The sequence below is a fragment of the Clostridia bacterium genome, assembly GCA_014360065.1.
In the GTDB taxonomy this organism is placed as follows: domain Bacteria; phylum Bacillota; class DSM-521; order Neomoorellales; family JACIYF01; genus JACIYF01.
This window is the reverse complement of the sequence record JACIYF010000058.1, coordinates 1-16,941: the sequence shown is the minus strand read 5'-3', so window position 1 is coordinate 16,941 and position 16,941 is coordinate 1. Positions and strand designations below refer to the sequence as shown.

Annotated in this window: 10 protein-coding genes; 2 read left to right on the top strand and 8 right to left on the bottom strand. The window is 58.0% G+C overall.

The features are described 5' to 3' along the window. Positions 1 to 52: 52 nt before the first annotated feature. Together H5U02_09375 and H5U02_09370 are read right to left on the bottom strand one after the other, a co-directional pair. Complete coding sequence (locus H5U02_09375; GenBank protein MBC7342639.1) at positions 53 to 3,976, bottom strand: UvrD-helicase domain-containing protein; 3,924 nt, start codon at positions 3,974 to 3,976, stop codon at positions 53 to 55. Beyond that, a complete protein-coding gene (locus tag H5U02_09370) occupies positions 3,963 to 7,940 on the bottom strand; it encodes an exodeoxyribonuclease V subunit gamma (protein ID MBC7342638.1) in 3,978 nt (1,325 codons plus the stop codon). Before H5U02_09370 ends, H5U02_09375 begins: the two co-directional genes overlap by 14 nt. A gap of 330 nt (positions 7,941 to 8,270) precedes the next feature. Here H5U02_09370 and H5U02_09365 point away from each other — a divergent pair, with 330 nt between their 5' ends. After that, positions 8,271 to 8,477, top strand: a complete 207-nt coding sequence (locus tag H5U02_09365; protein ID MBC7342637.1) for a DUF5320 family protein — start codon at positions 8,271 to 8,273, stop codon at positions 8,475 to 8,477. Between the two features lie 50 nt (positions 8,478 to 8,527). On the opposite strand, the gene H5U02_09360 is transcribed toward H5U02_09365, so the two are convergent. The 3 genes from H5U02_09360 to H5U02_09350 form a co-directional block, all read right to left on the bottom strand. Then, entirely contained in the window at positions 8,528 to 9,094 is a 567-nt protein-coding gene (locus H5U02_09360; protein ID MBC7342636.1) for a ComF family protein, read from the bottom strand. 397 nt (positions 9,095 to 9,491) lie between these two features. Further along, entirely contained in the window at positions 9,492 to 11,453 is a 1,962-nt protein-coding gene (locus H5U02_09355) for a DEAD/DEAH box helicase (protein MBC7342635.1), read from the bottom strand. Positions 11,454 to 11,733: 280 nt separating this feature from the next. Then, the gene (locus H5U02_09350) at positions 11,734 to 12,186 is read right to left on the bottom strand and encodes a hypothetical protein (GenBank protein MBC7342634.1); all 453 of its coding nucleotides are present in this window, start codon (positions 12,184 to 12,186) and stop codon (positions 11,734 to 11,736) included. Between the two features lie 321 nt (positions 12,187 to 12,507). On the opposite strand from H5U02_09350, the gene H5U02_09345 reads away from it, so the two are divergent. Further along, a complete protein-coding gene (locus tag H5U02_09345; GenBank protein ID MBC7342633.1) occupies positions 12,508 to 12,684 on the top strand; it encodes a hypothetical protein in 177 nt (58 codons plus the stop codon). A 157-nt stretch (positions 12,685 to 12,841) separates the two neighbouring features. Here the strand turns inward: H5U02_09345 and H5U02_09340 are convergent, their stop codons facing one another. The 3 genes from H5U02_09340 to H5U02_09330 form a co-directional block, all read right to left on the bottom strand. Then, complete coding sequence (locus H5U02_09340; GenBank protein ID MBC7342632.1) at positions 12,842 to 14,272, bottom strand: phosphoglucomutase/phosphomannomutase family protein; 1,431 nt, start codon at positions 14,270 to 14,272, stop codon at positions 12,842 to 12,844. Between the two features lie 23 nt (positions 14,273 to 14,295). After that, on the bottom strand, positions 14,296 to 15,051 hold the full coding sequence (locus tag H5U02_09335; GenBank protein ID MBC7342631.1) for a DUF421 domain-containing protein: 756 nt from the start codon (positions 15,049 to 15,051) through the stop codon (positions 14,296 to 14,298). Positions 15,052 to 15,261: 210 nt separating this feature from the next. Next, positions 15,262 to 16,941 (bottom strand): S8 family serine peptidase (locus H5U02_09330; GenBank protein MBC7342630.1); only part of this gene is annotated, 1,680 nt, incomplete at its 5' end.

Here is a 16,941-nt window from a genome sequence, read left to right as displayed (position 1 = left end):
CCTCCGTGGTACTGCAAGCCGCAGCATGGGGGACTCCCTCGAAAATATTTACCTATCGCCACGCTTGACTAGCCTTTGATCTGGGCACGGGTACTGCCCGCCCCAGGGTAAGAAAATAGAGATAAGCTTCCAAGACCGGCTGCCGGTAGATCCGCTCCACCGCCTTCCGATAGACTTCAATTTGCGGGAAATATCCCCGGCTTACTTCAGCCAAATTGGCTTCGGTGGCCCAGTCGGTCTTAAAATCTAATAGCAGGAACCCGCCTTCTATCCTGACCAGACAATCAATTACTCCCTGCACCAGGACCCGTTCCGAAACGCCAATCCCCTTGTCCAGGGTGAGGTTGGAAAAGACCTCGTTCACAGGGAGACCAAGGCTAAAAGGTACCTCCCGTTCTACCTGGTGCCGGTTTTCCACTAGCCTCTTGCCCAAAGGGTGTTCAAAAAAGCGAGCAATGGCCACTACATCTATCGCCTGCGCCTCTTCGGCGGTGAGCAATTCCTTCTCCACCATATTCTCAATCTGATCCTTAATTCCTTGGCGGTCCAGCTGCCTTCCCAGGTCTAGGTGCTGCAATACTAGGTGAGTAAGGGTACCGCGCTCCACCGAAGTTAACTGGCGGTCGCCCCCGGCTAGAAAACGGGGGCGGCGGAAGCCCCGCGGCCAATCACCGGCGCTCGGGGGCACTTGGCCCGGCCCGGTCAGCTGTTCTGGGCCTGCCACCACAGTAGCAGGCCCGTTACTATCGCTGGTCCCAACCAACGCAGCTCCTGGCAGATCATCGCCAAGCAGATCATTGTGGTTTCCAGCTGCCTCCAGAGCTTGCCGCTCTCGGTCCCTGATGGCGCTGGCGCTCATCTTGGCGGGAAGCTCGGAGAGCTCGGCATAAGCATAGGACCAGTTGAATCTTTGCTCCAATTCCTCCAACACTGCCCGTTCTTCAAATTCTTCAGTTACCTGCTCCTCGGGTCTACCATCTCCCTGGGGTCCCGACTGTTGCTCCAAGGTCATCTCCTCCCCCTGGCCACCATCCTTCCCTTCCGGTTGACCGTTCCCGCTCCCGGCCACCGGCTCGGTCTTTTCCTCACCTGGAAGCTTGGGAATAGGTTGCCCTTGAGGCATATTCCAAAAGCATACGGATCCAGGAAAAGCGCCATCGCCTTCTACCTCGCTGGCCAGAGCGGGGCCGACCCAGTCCAGGTACCCCTGCGCCCCCAAGAGGGCTTCAGTCGGGAGCTTGGTCTGCCCGTTACCCTCCGCGCTCTTTCCCAGATACTGCCATTGCTCCCAAGCCTTGAGCAAGTCACGCCGCGACCCCACCAGGATGAGTCGCTCCCGCGCCCGAGTGAGGGCCACATACAAAATCCGCATTTCTTCCGCCACCTGTTCTCTTTTGAGTCGGTGGCGGATGGCCCGGTAAGCCAGGGTGGGATATTTGATGCGCAGATCCAGATCCACCAGCATTGGCCCCAACCCCAGGTCCCGGTGGGCCAAAAGGTCGCCCCTAATATCTTCCCAATTAAACTGCTTTCCCAAATCAGCCACAAACACTACCGGGAATTCCAGTCCCTTGCTCTTGTGGATGCTCATAACCCGGACTGCATCTTCGTTTTCTCCCAATACTTTAGCTGGACCCAGATCGGTATCGGTTTCCCGCAGCCGCTCGATGAAGCGCAAGAATCGGAACAGACCCCGGCGGGCGAAGCTCTCAAACTGTCGGGCCCGATAGTATAAGGCCCGCAAATTGGCCTGGCGTTGCGGCCCACCCGGTAGCCCGCCCACATAGTCGTAGTAGCCAGTTTGCCGGTAAATGCTGGCAATAACATCGGGCAGGGGCTGGCGGCGAGCAGCTGTACGCCACTCATCCAGCCGCTCTAGGAATTGCTGCAAGGTTTTCGCCAATCGGCTCCCACCTCGGGCTGATGCCGCCACCGCATCGTAGTAATCCCCCTCCGGGCAGGCTAGCCGAATCTCAGCTAACTCCTTTGCCCGCAGGCCCACCAACGGTGACCGCAAGACCGCCACCAAGGGAATATCTTGCCTAGGGTTATCGATCAACCTTAAAAGCGAGAGGAAAGTCTGCACTTCAATGGCGTCAAAGTAGCCCGTACCTAGCTCGGCGTGGGCGGGGATGCCCATTTGATGGAATACTTCCATGAACTGGTTGGCCCGGTCGCGGGTAGAGCGCAAAAGCACCGCTATATCCGCATAGCCGAGCTCAGGGTTCTCCGCCTTAAGTTCCAGGATGCGCTGGGCCACCACTCGGGCCTCCATCTCCAGGGCCTCGAGCTCCTCCAGCTCCGGCTCTTCTGATCCCGACTCTTCTGACCCCGGCTTCGAGGCAGCCGGCTCGCCTGCATCTTCTTTTGCCCCGCCCCCGCCACCAGGTCTTTCCCGGCCCCCTTCGGCGCTGATAACCCTCTCGATGAAGTGGGCCTCCACCCCCTGGATCTCCGCCCTCCAGGTCTTCCCCGGCCCGGTCGGGCCCGATGCCTCTCCTAGCCCCTCCCGACCATAGACCAATTCCGCCTTGGCATCGTAATCGATCTCGGCCACCGATTCCGTCATCAGCCGGCGAAAAATGAAATTGACCGCCTCTATCACAGGTTTGGAGCTACGGAAGTTGGTGGTTAGGTCAATGCGACGCCTGGGTGCTTCCCTTTCCCCGGCATAAGTACGGTACTTCTCCATGAACAGCCTGGGCTCGGCCAGGCGGAAACGGTAGATGCTCTGTTTTACGTCCCCCACCATAAAAAGGTTGCCGCCACAAACCAGCCCCAGGATTTGGTTCTGCACTGGGTTGATATCTTGATACTCATCCACCAACACTTCTTGATACTGCTCTCTCAGCTCTTGGGTCACGGCTTCCATGGATAAAAGGCGTAGACAAAAGTGCTCCAGGTCGTTGAAGTCGACCAGGTTTCGCTCCCGTTTGGCCCGGGCATAAGCCTGAGCGAAGCAGCTGACCACATCGGTTAGGGCCTGCACCCAGGGCTTAACCTCCCGTATCTCTTCCACCAGTTGTTCGCCCGGGCGGGCTGCCCAGGCCTGAAGGCGGTTTATAATGTCTTTGGCTTGATTGCGAAGGTTCTGGGCCAAGTCCTTCAACTGCCGCCCCTGGCCCTCCTCCACTTGGACCCGGGGCAAGCGCTCCCAAGACCAGTGAGCCAACTGCTGATAAAAACCATTCCAATCCATGGCCTCGGCTAGGGCCTCTAACCCGGCCACCTCCTGCTCCAGAACCGGCTCATAAGCAGCCGGGCCGGCGGGATGTCGGCTTAAGCTCAGCGCTTGCTTCAGGCGCAGAACCGCTCGTCCCAGTTCATCTGCCACTGCCTTCCAAAACTCTGGAAACCAAGGTAGTTCCTCCACCGAGGCGCCATCGGCTATGTCGTAAGCTTGTTTTTGCCGGGCCAGCCACGCCTCAGGATCGGGATGGCTGGCGCTGTAGCTATAAAGGCGGAGGATAAGCCGCTCGAGATTCTCATCGCCACGGCTGCCGCCGTAACGCTGGGCCAACTCACCTAGATGGCGCCCATACTCTTCCTCCATCACTTGTTCCAGGGTTTCCCAGCGCAGCAGCTCTGCCTCCGCCTCATCGGCCACCCGAAAGGCAGGATCCAAGTCCAAGAGATAGAAATAGCGGCGCATGAGCTGAAGGCAAAAGGAATGAATGGTACTAATGGAAGCCTTCTCCAGCAAAGCAAGCTGACGCGACAACCGGATATCGTGGGGGCGAGCTTCCAGGGCTTCAGTCAAGGCTTGCCCCAAACGTTGCCGCATAGACGCTGCAGCTGCCTCGGTAAAGGTAACCACCAGCAATCGATCCAGATCCAGCGGATGATCCGGATCGCTGATTCTCTTGATTACCCGTTCCACCAGCACCGCTGTCTTCCCTGCCCCGGCTGCCGCCGACACCAAAAGTTCGCGGTTGTTAGCCGAGATGGCCTCCTGTTGGGCATCAGTCCAATTCATTTCCAGCCACCTCCGCTTCCAGGCGTGACCACAATTGATCCGGCTGCATATCCGAAAGCAGGCGATAGCGGTTGCCGCCAACCCCGCGTTCAAATTGGCAAACGGCCCGATACAGGCAAAACTGACAAGCCGAGCTCGTGCCCTTACGATAAGGATGAATGCCCACGTCCCCTGATAGCAGCCTTTGTCCTAGTTCTTTGAGGCGTAAATCTAAAAAGGATAGCAATAATTTCATTTGTTGATGAGAAGCGGAAACTGTTTCTTGGCCCACAACTCCCCGGTCTCTCAGGGCCTTAACGTATTGCCACGAAGTACTAGGCCAGGCTTCCCGATCCATGAGCTGGACCACGGTAGGATCGCCAACTACCAGCCCCCGCAGACAAAGCCTGGAGCGCAATGCCTTCTCCGCTCGGGAAGGGTCGGTAGGCCCAGGCTGAGGCGCCAACGGATCCTGAACCGCAAAGTAGAACATCCCCGCCGGAACGATTAAGGCCGAATTCGCTTCTGGTTCCACCAAGCGCTGGGCCTGCCGCCAGGCCACTGCCAGGTACAACAAAAGCTGCAAGCTAAGTCCGTAATAGGTTTCATCAAGTCTCCAGCTTCGTTTGGAGCTCTTGTAATCGATGACCCGCACGTACCAAGCTCCATCTGAACCCCCGGCCTTATTCCCATCTGGCCCGTTTCCGTCCGCCCTACTACCCTCCCGCTCACCGGCATATGGCCCAGCTGGATCAAAAGCATCCCAGTCAGGAGCCGGACTTCCCATCAGCTTTCTAAATATGGCAATGTTGCCAACTGGAGGGGGGGTTTCCGGCCTTGGCCCCCAAGCCACATCCACCCGATCGATGACGCCCCGTACTAAGAGTTTCTTCCCGCCGCCCAAATTGACTTCATAGGCTGGCAGCGACAGCTGGTCCGAGCCGCGCTCTCTTGCCCCCATGCCGAAGGGCAGTTCCACCGCCACCGGCCAGAAACATCCCCGGCGGGCATAACTGCCCAATACCGCTGCCGCCCGAACTACGGTACGCTTCAATACTTCCGCCAGGTAGCGATAGCGGGCCGTGCTTAGCAGGATCTCGTTTTGCAGATTGGGCGTCAATTCTTCCGCCACTTGCCTGGCCAAAAGCTCCTCCTCCTCGGGGCTGAGTTGGCTCCAGGATCTTCCCCCCTGGGGCAAGCGCTCCACCAGCGTCCTCAAGGCAGCGTGGAAAAACGAGCCCATGCTGGGCGGGTCCAGCCTAAACAGCTTTCGCTCCTTGAGGCCCAAGCCATAGGCAGCAAAATGGGCAAAGGGGCAAGCGGCCAGCTGTTCCAACCGGGATACGCTGGAGCGCAAGGTGTGGCCGCGGGTAAGCCCGTAAAGCTGCTCAACCATGGTCTGGGGAAGAGCCTTTTCTTGGTTATCATAGTTTAAGCTGGCCAACACCGGCCCAACCTCTTGGCGGCGGGAGGGATCCGCCTCCAGCCACCGGCGCAGGGCAGTTAGGGTCATCAACTCATCAGGATTCCGGGCTCCAGAATTCGCCTGAACCCGAAGTTGCGACCAACGGGAAACCAAAAAGGCAGCTGCCTGCCGGGCAGTTACCCCTAAGGATTTCTCCAGACCTACATATTTCTCTTGGAGGTCAGGAAAGAGCCGCTTTAGCTTCCGAATTGCCAGGGAAGGATTTAAAGCCCGCCCTTCCTCATCAGCCAAGGAATAGCTCAAATACAGAAACTTTGACGCCCGGGTCAAGGCCATGTAGGTAAGGTACTGCTGGCGCACTACTGCTTGTTGGCTGGGGGGAGCTAGCTTCAGCCCCAGTCGGGCTAATTCCTGACGCTCCTTGTCGTTCAGCAATTCATCCTCGGTCGGGGTGCGAGGCAATAGCCCCTCGTTGGCTCCCAGGATGAAGGCTGCCTTGGCCTCGGGATTGCGGGAACGCTCCACCGCTCCCACCAGCACCTGGTCTAAGCTAGGGGGAATGAGGCCTAGCCGCAAGCTCTCCAGCCCCGTAGCCAAGATATCGCGGTATTCGGTCAAAGAAAGCCGTTCCTCGCCTAGCGCCTCCACCAGCTGATCGCCGAGGTCCACCAGTCCGTTCCAGACCAGGTTGTGAATTTGAACTGCGGTTAAGTCCCCGGCCGTTTGGGCTTGTCCCTGCCATCGGTGCAAGGTTTGGGGCACACCCAGCTTCTCCAGGTGCCGGTAGAGCAGCTCCGTCAGCAGCCGGGCCGGGGCTCGCCCTCCCGGGCCGGCTGAAGCTTCATTATCAGAAGTTAAAGCCTGGGACACCTGCCGGTACCAGGGCAGGAGCACATCCAACACCTGCTGCCGGATTTGGTTGATCATTTGTAACTCCTGGGCTACCGGTCCCTCCGGCTCTAATTCCTGGTCTTCAGCCAAGGTTAGCCGGGAATGAAAGCGCCAGGGCTCTTGGGAATACCATAATGACCCCCGAATCCCGTAAGCCAGGACGTAGTTCTCTAATCGGTCAACCTGCTCCCGCGGTATGGGCAGGAAGTCGGTCTTGAGGATCCGGAATACCGACTCGTAATCCCAGTGGTTGACCACCAGGTCCAGCAAACCCTCTACCAGTTCCACCAGCGGGTGGTGGCTCACCGGGCGCTTGCGGTCGATGAAGTAGGGAATGCCATAATCAGCAAAGGTGGCGGCAATCAAATCGTGGTAGATCTCCAGGTCAGAAGCCAGTACCAGCACCTCCCGCCAGCGGTAGCCTCGGGAACGCACCAGCTCCACTAGACACTCGGCGCAAGCCTCTACCTCGGCTTGCCGGTTCATGCAGGCGTAAACTTCTATGCCCTGGTGTTCATAATCGGAACCAGTTTCAGCCGGTTTGGCTGAATTAGGTTGGCCTGCGGCCGACGGCTGAGGCTCGCGGACAAGCTGGAGAGGGGACCCAGAAAGTTGGCAGTCCGGGTAGGGCCGGCCGGGTTGCTCAAAGAATTCCGCTTCCAGGTGAGCCAAGCGGCCATCTTTAAAGCGCGGCATGGGCATGGTTGGGGATGTCCCCGGCAGCATCTCCCCGCTCGGCTCGGCTACTCCCTGGGGAAGCTGGACCGGTTCAAGCCACCCCACTTTCAGCTTCTCGGCCCGAAGCCAGAGCTGGTGAAGAGTTTCGCGGGTGATAAAGAAGGGCTCCCCGTCGGAAGGAGGCCGCACCCGCCCTTGGTCGTATAAGTCTGGGTCCAGGCCCAAAGTTATGTAAACTTGCTGGCAAGCCTGGATGAGGCCTTCTAAGAGAACATATTGTTGCGGGGTGAAATCTGAAAATCCATCCACCCATACCCGGGCCCCCGCTATCCAACCCACGTCCTTCAACTTCTGGGCAGCCAAACGCAAGTACCCATCGGGGTCGGTGTAGCGGCCCTGGAGATACTCTTGGTAAGCTTGGTAAATCACCGCTAGGTCGTGCAGCTTCCTCCCCACAAATCGGCTAGCTCCTGGCGCCAGCAGCCTTCCCTCGGTCCGTCCGGCGCCAAGACCGGAATCAGGCTCTTCTATGAACCGGCTATAGCGCCGTAGGCCTTCCGGGCTAAGGTTGTAAGCCTCGAGCTCCGTCAAGGTCTGGGCCAGGCGCTGGATGAAACCAGCCTGGCGAGCTGCCTTGCCGAATACTTCTAGTTCTCCCTCCCGGCGCGCCAACAGCGCCCGCAACAGCATATGCTTTCCCAATTCCCCGATCGGAGGCCGGGCTGCTCCGCCTGCCTGCTGCAAGATGCGCCACGCCAGGCGCCTGAAGCTCAGCACTTGAGCCCGGACGCTACCGACTAGGTCTGGATCCGAGATAAGGGCGTACTCGGTCTGAAAGGTGGCCTGCTCCGGAACCAGAATGATGAGAGGGGACTGGGCCGGCCCTGAATCATGGGGATCAGCGCCGGCGACAAGATGCTTTCGCACCGACTCCAATACCCAATGGGTCTTGCCGCTGCCAGCACGGCCCAAAACCAGCTGAACAGGCATACGCTTTCTGCCTTTCCAGTAAGCTTTCCCTATCCTTGGAATGATTATAACATGGGTCTAGTTTGCTTGCGTAAGTCCTTAGCAAGAATTTACTCGAGCCTAACCCTCGCCTTGATCCAGTAGAGAATGATGGAGGTAAGATATTCCATGGGATCCCCGGTTGGGTCATCACCTTCCGGGATGGGGCTACCGGCCCATTCCCTAGGGGAAGATCGGATAAGATCGAAGGCACTCGTGGTATAATCTTGATACTAGCATCGAGACCTTCAGGATACCCGCCGCTCAAGGTGCAAGGGAAGAAACTTTACTTAGGGTGGAGGTGAATGGATGATGCATAAGAAGGGGGGTCCCTGGTGGGAGTTTCGAGGCCCATTCGGCTTTGGACTATCCTTCGGCTTTCCCGGCTACTGGTGGAGGGGAGCAGGTTATCCTAGCCTGGAAGAGGAAATTGAGATGCTAGAGGAGTACAAGGAGCACCTGGAAAAGGAGTTAGAAGAAGTAAACCGCAGGCTCAAGCGGTTAAAAGGTGGAGAATAAACCGGCTGCAAACGCGAACGGTGAACGCCAATCTCTGAGGATAAGCCAAGCTACTCAGGTCCAACCGTAAAGGCAGGTGGTCGGGTGATGCCGGTGGCCAAGGTGATCACCATCACCTGCCTCGCCCCGGCTGCCAAGAGAGTGCGGGCACATTCGCCAACAGTGGCGCCGGTGGTATATACATCGTCCACCAAAAGCACCGCCCGCCCTTTTAAGCCAGCATTGGCATCCTCAGAAATTACCTGGAAAGCTCCCCGAACGCTTCGCTCCCGCTGTTCCCGGGTGAGCCCGGTACTGTCGGGGGTAGGAAGCACCCGAAGGAGCAGGTCTTCCCGTACCGGGAGCCCCAGTTCCCGGCCCAAGGCCCGGGCCAGGAGCGCCGCCTGGTTATAAGTCCGTTCCCTCAGCCGCTCCGAGTGCAGAGGCACCGGGATAACCATTGGCCACTGCTCCTTTTGCTCCGAGCTAGCCAGCTGGCGGGTATGAGGCTCAGCCCAAGCCACCCGGGCCATCAACCGGCCTAACGGTTCAGCTAGATCCCGCCTTCCCTGGTATTTCAGCTTCCACACCGCATCTTTCAGCTGATCTTGGTAAGGACCCAGGGCTCGGGCGACCACAAATGGCGGCCGCTGGTGGCTGCAGTCCCAGCAGAGCCTGGGAGGTACAGCTAAGGCAGGCTCTCCCTTGCGTGGCAACAGGCGCCCGCAGGCAGCACAAGCGTAAAAATCTTGATGCCACTGGTATACCATTGCCTGGCAGTCAGAACAGAGCCAAGTAGTGACCCTGGAGTCCCACCCCAAAGTGGTTCCACATAGCGGACAAACCGGTGGTTGCGGGTAGATTAGATTTAGCCCCGCCTCAATCAGGGAAAGTAGGATGGATCGCCAACTGCCATCTGGGCTCATGTCCGAAAAGCCTTCCTTGCCAATGAGTTATCCCTGCTCCTTAGCCCCAACCTATATGCTCCGAGAATGAGCTGGTTGTAGCGGAGCATGTGAAGCCGCCTGCCGAGGTTTAACCTCGGCAGCGATGATGGCAATATTGGGGCCGCAAATAGCCGCGGGTGAAAGCCTCGGCATTCATGGCCCGAATGTGGGCCACCGCCCGCTCCATACTGGCGGTAGCCCGCAAACCCACCAACCATACCCGCCCTTCAGGGTATTCGGGGGAACGCCCAGCCCGACCCGCCATCTGAACCAAGGTGGCCTGATCGAAGATGCGCTCCTGATCAGCAAATAGAACCACCACGTTAACCCTGGGAATGGTTATGCCCCGCTCCATGATAGTAGTGCATACCAGGATGGGAAATTCGCCCCGGGCAAAGGCTTGGCGTTTTTCGTCCCGCTTGGGGTCCTTGGCAGAAGTATACTGTACCCAGTCGGCGCAAGCACCTTCCCAGGGTGGCTGGCCCATAGCCTGGCGCAGGGCTTCCCCCACCCGACGGGTTAAGTAAACCGTGGGCACGAAAACAAAAACTTGGGCCAAGTCTCCTTCAACGCTCTGGTGGAGGATGTTGAGTACCCGAGGTGGAATGAACAAAGGTTCGGCCTCGGAATCTTTTAGCTGGGAAGGCTCGGGCCCTGGCCCATCCCACCCACAGTCAGGCGCCTCACCTGTGCCTCGATCCCGCAGCCGCCTTCCCGGTTTCCCAGCCAACGAACCCCAGGAGCGCTCGATGATGATCTGGGGCTCCGGCAGGGGGTACCCATGGGGTCGGACCGGCAGCCTTACTACCTCCATTTGCCGGCGCTCGGCCCGACGTACCAACTCCGGCGGCGGGGTAGCGGTAAGGTACAGCGCTTTGGAACCTGGCCTTTGCGCCCGGGTTACCCCATAGTAAAGCATGCTACTGCCTTCAAACGGAAAAGCATCGACTTCATCCAGAACTACCAAATCAAAGGCCTGGTAGAATCTCAAGGCTTGATGGGTGGTGGCCAAAACCAGATCTCCCACCTGATAATACCGGTCAGGACTGCCGCCATAGAGAGCGGTTATAGGTCGGCCGGGAAACGCTTTTTGTAGGCGAGGCTTCAGTTCCTGGATCACTTCCCGCCGGGGGCTAGCATAAAGGACCCTTTGACCCCGGGCCAACGCCTGGGCAATGGCAGCCAAGGCCACCTCGGTCTTGCCGGCGCCACAGACCGCCCATACCAGGCATTCCTGTCGGCGATCAGTCATCATAAAGCTCCGCACCGCCCGGCAAGCGTCTTCTTGAGCCGGGGTCAACGGATAGTCCAGCTGGGGCTCTACCAGGTTTACCGCTTCTGTCCCCGCTTCTTTGGCTCCCGCTTCCGGCCCCAAAGGAGCAGGCATGGCATAAAGGGCTCGGCAAAGCCGGGATTCTCCTAAAATCAGGCACTCCTCGCAATAAAAACAATGCCCGCCACAGCCTTCGCAGCGGTGCTCTCGCAGGCGGGTAGCCTGTCCACAATGATTGCAAACGGGAAAGCCCGGCGCCTGAAAACCTATAGCCGGGTATCTCTTAACCTCCGCCTTCAAATAGAGGAGGTGGAGCAGATGCTCTAGATTGCCGTTTAGCACCAGCTTGTGCTGGTCCAGAAGGCTACCAATCTCATCACCCAAAAGGATTTTCCCGGCCAAGAGGGAGCGAACTCGGTCCAAATCGGCCTGGCTGGGCATAGCGGCTTCTGGCATGGCTCGCCCCAAGATCTTCTCTACCATAGGTGCAAACTTCCGCTCTGGATCTAGCTCACCAGTTAGCTTGGCCGCCGAGACCGAGTACCAAGAAAGGGGCCGACCTTTAGATGTGGCTAGACTTTGGGGGTCCAGCCGCCGCTTCAGGTATTCAGCAATACCTAGGGGCAAGAAAGGAGTGATGAGGGCCATTTCTTTAAAACCACTATGGCCTTTCCAAAAGAGAAAGTCCAAATAGGGTTGCGGGGTAAGGTCCACCCGGTCCCCGTCTTCGCACCTTACCCAGTACAGGCGGTATCCCCGATCCCAAGCCCCTGGCACGCCCGCACCCCCTGAGGGAAAGTGGGATTGATCTCGGCATAGAATTCTAGACCAGGATCAGAAATCCTGCCTCTATACCAATTTATTCCAGAACATCCTTCGAATAACTTACTTCCAACCTGGGGGGCTGGTCCTCCGCTCCGTAATCCTGCGCGGAGCCACCTAGCGCTCCATCTCGGGCTTCGGCGGGCTTCCCGGCCAATCGGACGTCCATGTCCGTAGCCGGCTCCGGGCGTCCTGCCCTCCGGCCCGCCTCAGCCCTCGCTGTCGCTGAGGTGGCTTAGCCGCTCGGCTTAATGTCGCTTCCGGACCAGCCCCCCAGCATTACCCTGGTATTTTCATCGTTCGTGGTGCCACCAGCTAGCGTTACGGGGGACTCCTCGGTAACTAAAAATGCTAGCCGACTCATCTTTCCGGTACCCAGACCTCCTAGCTCCAGACGTTGATAGTTAAACTCATATCCCCGCCGTTGGAAGCGTTCCAGCACCTTAATCACTTGATCGCTGGCTACCGCGTCGGCCACCACTATCCGGGTAATCCGAAAACCGTAGCTGCTCACCAAAAGCAGCCCTCGTAAGACCCTTTCTATCCATTCGCCTGCCCGCTCCCCCACCAAGACTATCCATACGGTGACCGGGCTGCCAGCATAGGCCGATACCCAATACCCCCAACCCAACAGCACTAACCACGCTCCTAGCCAAACCAGCAGCACCTCCAGGCTTACGCCCGGCATCCCCACCATCCCCCGAAGACATGATTGGCCCTATATACTATGCAGGCGCCAGGGGGAGTGCCCCATACGGCCAAGCCGCCCCATCGGATAGTGAAAAAGAAGGCTTCGTAGGTAGGGAGCTCACGCGGAGCAAGTAGCCAAGGTTCTATCGGGTTATATCGAGCCCACGGTTGAGTGCTGGGGACCAGTGCCCCGGCCGGATGCGAATGGTCGTTTTGAGGTGGGTGTAGGCTAATTTAGGCCTGGCGTATAGCCGGGAAAGCAGGAGGCACAATAAGAAAGTCTAGATCTACTTAAAAGCCAAGGGAAGGAGAAAGGCCTATGCCCATGCCCTATGACGCCGACCCCGATACCTGCATAAGGTGCGGCCAATCGCTCCGACTAAGCGAAATCATGGCCGACATCCCCCCGGTGGCCATTCCGGGCAAGGGAGAACTCTGTCCCATGTGTTATCGCGAGCTCTCCCCTGAGGAATACCAGCTTTATCTGTCTCCATAACCAACCCCCCATGCCACCCCGGCGGCACCACACCCAGCACTTAACCCTGGACGGAGGACGTTATCCTCCAGATGCAATCTCAAGTGCTGGGCGCGGGAACCGAAATGAAGCTTTACGGACGAAGGAATAGCGGGCCAGCTCAGGAGAATTCAAGCCATTATCTGGCAAGGTTGAGATCAGAGATAATGGCCCGGTAGATGGCGTCCCTTTGCCCTTCATTTTCGGCCTCAACGTAAACGCGAAAAACCGGCTCGGTACCCGAGGGCCGAACTAACACCCAGCTGCCGTCTGCTAGGATAAGCTTGGTTCCGTCTAGGTCCTTTCTTTCAGCTACTGTCAACCCGGCTAGCTGTTGGGGATGGTAATGGCTTAGGGCCTGAAGGATTTCCCTTTTATCATTGGGCGACACCTCCACATCCCAGCGCCAGCTGACCAAGCGTCCCAACTCCCTACTTATGGCCTGCCTTTGCTCCTCTAAGCTCATCCCGGTGGCTGCCACCGCCTCCGCCACCAACGAGGTAGCCAGGATCCCGTCTTTTTCGGGCACATGGCCAGCCATGCTCATGCCGCCGCTTTCCTCGCCCCCATAAACCGCCCCCTGCTCCCGCAAGGCCTGACCAATATACTTAAATCCCACCGGGGTCTCCAAGATCTCACCTTGAAAATGCTGGGCTACCCGGTCCAGCATGTGGGTGGTAGCCACCGTCCGGGCCAAGGCCCGGCCTTGCCAACCCCGGGAAGAAACCAAGTAATAGGCCAGCAAGTAGTGAATCTCGTTGGGACTGAAAAACCTCCCCCCCCGGTCGATTACCCCAAAGCGATCCCCGTCTCCGTCCACCGCTAACCCTAGGTCAGCATCCTCTTCGCGCACCCATTGAGCTAGCTCATCCAGGGAAGTCGGTAGCGAAGGATCGGGCAGAATCTCGCCGAAGAGGGGATCCCGCTGCATATGGATGCCGGTAACCTCACATCCTGCCTGCTCTAAGATGGCTCCTAAATAGCTGGAGCCGGCCCCGTAGAGAGGGTCCACCACCACCCGCAGCGGACGCTGGCCCCAGGTCTCCACCTTGACCAAGCCCGACAGGTGCTTCAAGTAGTCGGACCGGGGATCTATCTCGCGCCAGAGCCCGGCTTTCTCAGCTTCAGCCCTAGGCATGACTGATACAGCCTGGTCACCGGCCTGGGCGAGGTAAGCTTCGATGGCTTGGGTTTCTTGGGGCATGGCCGGGCCAGCGTAACCAGGAATGAACTTGATGCCATTATAGCGGGGCGGGTTGTGGCTAGCAGTAATCATGATCGCCCCTTGGGCTCGGTAATGGCAAATGGCAAAGGCAGTAACCGGCGTGGGAGTGGGAGCAGAAACAATCAGTACCGGTATACCTTGGGCTGCCAAAACTTCACCCGCCGCCTGGGCAAATTCAGGCGACAAGAAGCGGCCATCGTAGCCTATTACCAGAGACCGATCCTTTTTTCCTCCATCCTGCTCCACCAGGTAGCGTCCTATGGCCCAGGCCACCCGGCGCAGGTTGGCAAAAGTAAAATCCTCAGCAATGACCGCCCTCCAGCCGTCAGTTCCAAATTTGATCATCGGTGCACCTCCAGGATTGCTGGTTAGTTGTGTGGCCGCGGCGGATTGGTTTTGGTAGCGGCCGGAGCATCACTAATATCGGTGGGAGAAGCCAAATTATCCTTCTTAAAATCCACATACACCGTACCATCGGTACTTAAGGTGGCCAGCGCCACCTGCCTGATGTCAGTGACTCCATGTTTCTGTAGCTCACCTAGCAACCAGTTTTGGTCCAGGTGGTTTTGCTCCAAGTTTTGGTAAATAATCTTGCCGTCTACCACCAGTTCCGAGGCAATTCCCTCGTAGCCAGTGGGGATGCCCAAGTCGTTCGGCGTGACCGGTCGCTTCTGCGACTTAGGCAGCACGCTCAAGTTGCCGTTGGGCTCCAGCACTGCATATTCGATATCTTCTAGGTTAAAAATCTGCTTATCCCTGAGCTGCATCAGCAGTTCGTCGATATTATAGCGCATCTTGCGCATATTGTCTTCCAGGATCTTCCCATTATGGACCACAATAGTGGGCTCGCCTGAAAACAGCTTCCTGGCGGGACGGCTGACCATGGCCAGGTAACCCATGCCAAAGGTGAGAGCGGCAAATATAGTCAGTCCTAGGAAATGAAGCGCAGTTCGCTCGGGGTCGATATCGGTAGCCAAAACGGCCGCAATGCTACCAAAGGTAATGCCGTTGATATATTCAAAGAAGGTCAGCTGCCCGATCTGCTGTTTGCCCAGGATGCGAGTGTAAATCATAATGGCGCCAAAAGCCAGCACCGTCTGGATCAGTACCTCTACATAGGGCATAGACTAGATCAGCTCCTTTTTCTTAAGGAAGTAAAGTAGCCATACCCCCATCGCCAAGAAGGCTACAGTAAAAACGGCTTCCCAAGCTAGCTCCGGCAAAAAAATAACCCCCTCAAGTACAAAGTCCTGACGGGGTTAGTATGGCACCAATACCATTATATTATTGTCGACACCAACCTGGCAAAAAGGTTAACTAAGGCCTGCCGCCAATCACACGCCTATACGTAATTTAAGCTGGCCGTCGGCTTCCGCCCACGGGAGGGTGACCCGGCCCCGGCGGGCCCAATAAGTCTTGCCATTGATCTCTAACACGCAGGATACCGGAGTCAAGGTGGCCTGGTCCCAAACCTGGATGGTCAGGAAGGTAGGTCCAACCGAAGACGGCCGAAGCTTTTGGGGAAGAACCTCGATCAGCTTTCCCGCCGCCACCGCGGCTCCCGGCCCGGAACCAATCTCTGGGGGTGGGCTAGCCCCTTCCAGGGCCACCTGGAGCTGGTAATGGCTGCTCAGCTTGTCCCAGTTACTGAGCCCAGCTGAGGAATAGACCACCACTTCCCAAGTACCCGGCTCAGGCGCCGACACCTGGAAGTCAACCTGTCCTTGCGCCTGCTGGCCCGGGGGAGCAAGGCCAATGAAATCGCTAACATATTGGTTAGAACCATTCGGCTTGTACAGCCAAAGCCTCACCCTTCCCAGGAAATTCCCGCTGGCATCCTGGGCAACCTTCATGGTAACCTTGAGCTTGGAAGCCCCGCCGTCCACCCGCAGGAAATATCGGTGCCAGGCCCCAGCGGGCAGCTCCCCCTGCAAATCTGCCCGGTAGCCGTTGTTTGGCGCCAAGCTTTCCGGACGAATGGCAGTAACCAAAAGTTCAATAGCCGCCTCTTTTTCTCCCGGCAGAGTGCCCAGAATGCGGCCGCTGTAAAGGCCGGGGCTGGCTGGAACTTGGTAGTCCAGAGGAAGTATTCTGGTTCCGTGGGCGGGAATGGCAGTGCTCTCGGCCCCAAGCTTAATCCAAGAAGCATCGGTAGACCAATTAATCACTCGGTTCTTAGACGACTGATTGCCGATAACGAAGGGTATGCTGCCAGGCAGGAAACTACGCGCGTATAAACCTTCCTTCCCCACGCCGAAGTCTTGATTGTAGGTGCTGGCCGTAAGCCAATCCCCGGCACTAGCTGCTCCCGGGCTACCAAATGTCAATTCCACCATTTGCTCCCAGGCCCTTTCAATGTCAAGCAGGCCGCGGCCAGCCTCGGGAAGGGTCGCGTGGTCCACCGGCCTTGTGCCCCGCTCCAGCGCCAGGCGATAGACCGCCGCCGGTGGCCTTTGCCCCAGCCATTGAGCCGCTTGGCGCAAGACCGCAGCCGCTCCCGCCACTATGGGGGAAGCCACACTAGTCCCTTCAATCAAGCCATAATAGCTGCCACCGATGCCACTGGTGGGAGCAATAGCAGCGCCAGGGGCCACCAGATCCGGAGCCAAGTGACCATCTCGCCTGGGTCCCATGCCGCTGAAATACCAAAGGCCTTCCTGGGCCACCTGGTAACCATATTGCTGGGCGTACTGAGAGGGAGAAACGTAAGCACCTACCCCTAAAATGCCATCGCCGTCGCCCGGAGCCGTGACCGTACTGAGGCCAGGCCCCTGGTTGCCGGAGGCAGCTATAAAGGTGACACCATAATTGCTCTCCAGGCGCTGGGCTTCCCTAACCAAGCTCTCGTCGCCCCGGCCAGAGCTCTGGTAGCCGAAGCTTAGGTTTATCACCGAAGCCCCGTGGGCTACCGCATAGTCCATGGCCTCGATCAATAGGTCCACTGGAGCTTCGCCTTGGGGATTCATGGCTTTTATGACGAGGAGCTGCGCCCCCGGGGCCATTCCCTTAACCTC

What these genes read in the sequence shown, in the direction of transcription:
- H5U02_09375 (MBC7342639.1), bottom strand. Translation starts at nt 3,976, where the DNA reads ATGAATTGGACTGATGCCCAACAGGAGGCCATCTCGGCTAACAACCGC.
- H5U02_09370 (MBC7342638.1), bottom strand. Translation starts at nt 7,940, where the DNA reads ATGCCTGTTCAGCTGGTTTTGGGCCGTGCTGGCAGCGGCAAGACCCAT.
- H5U02_09365 (MBC7342637.1), top strand. Translation starts at nt 8,271, where the DNA reads ATGCATAAGAAGGGGGGTCCCTGGTGGGAGTTTCGAGGCCCATTCGGC.
- H5U02_09350 (MBC7342634.1), bottom strand. Translation starts at nt 12,186, where the DNA reads ATGCCGGGCGTAAGCCTGGAGGTGCTGCTGGTTTGGCTAGGAGCGTGG.
- H5U02_09345 (MBC7342633.1), top strand. Translation starts at nt 12,508, where the DNA reads ATGCCCATGCCCTATGACGCCGACCCCGATACCTGCATAAGGTGCGGC.
- H5U02_09340 (MBC7342632.1), bottom strand. Translation starts at nt 14,272, where the DNA reads ATGATCAAATTTGGAACTGACGGCTGGAGGGCGGTCATTGCTGAGGAT.
- H5U02_09335 (MBC7342631.1), bottom strand. Translation starts at nt 15,051, where the DNA reads ATGCCCTATGTAGAGGTACTGATCCAGACGGTGCTGGCTTTTGGCGCC.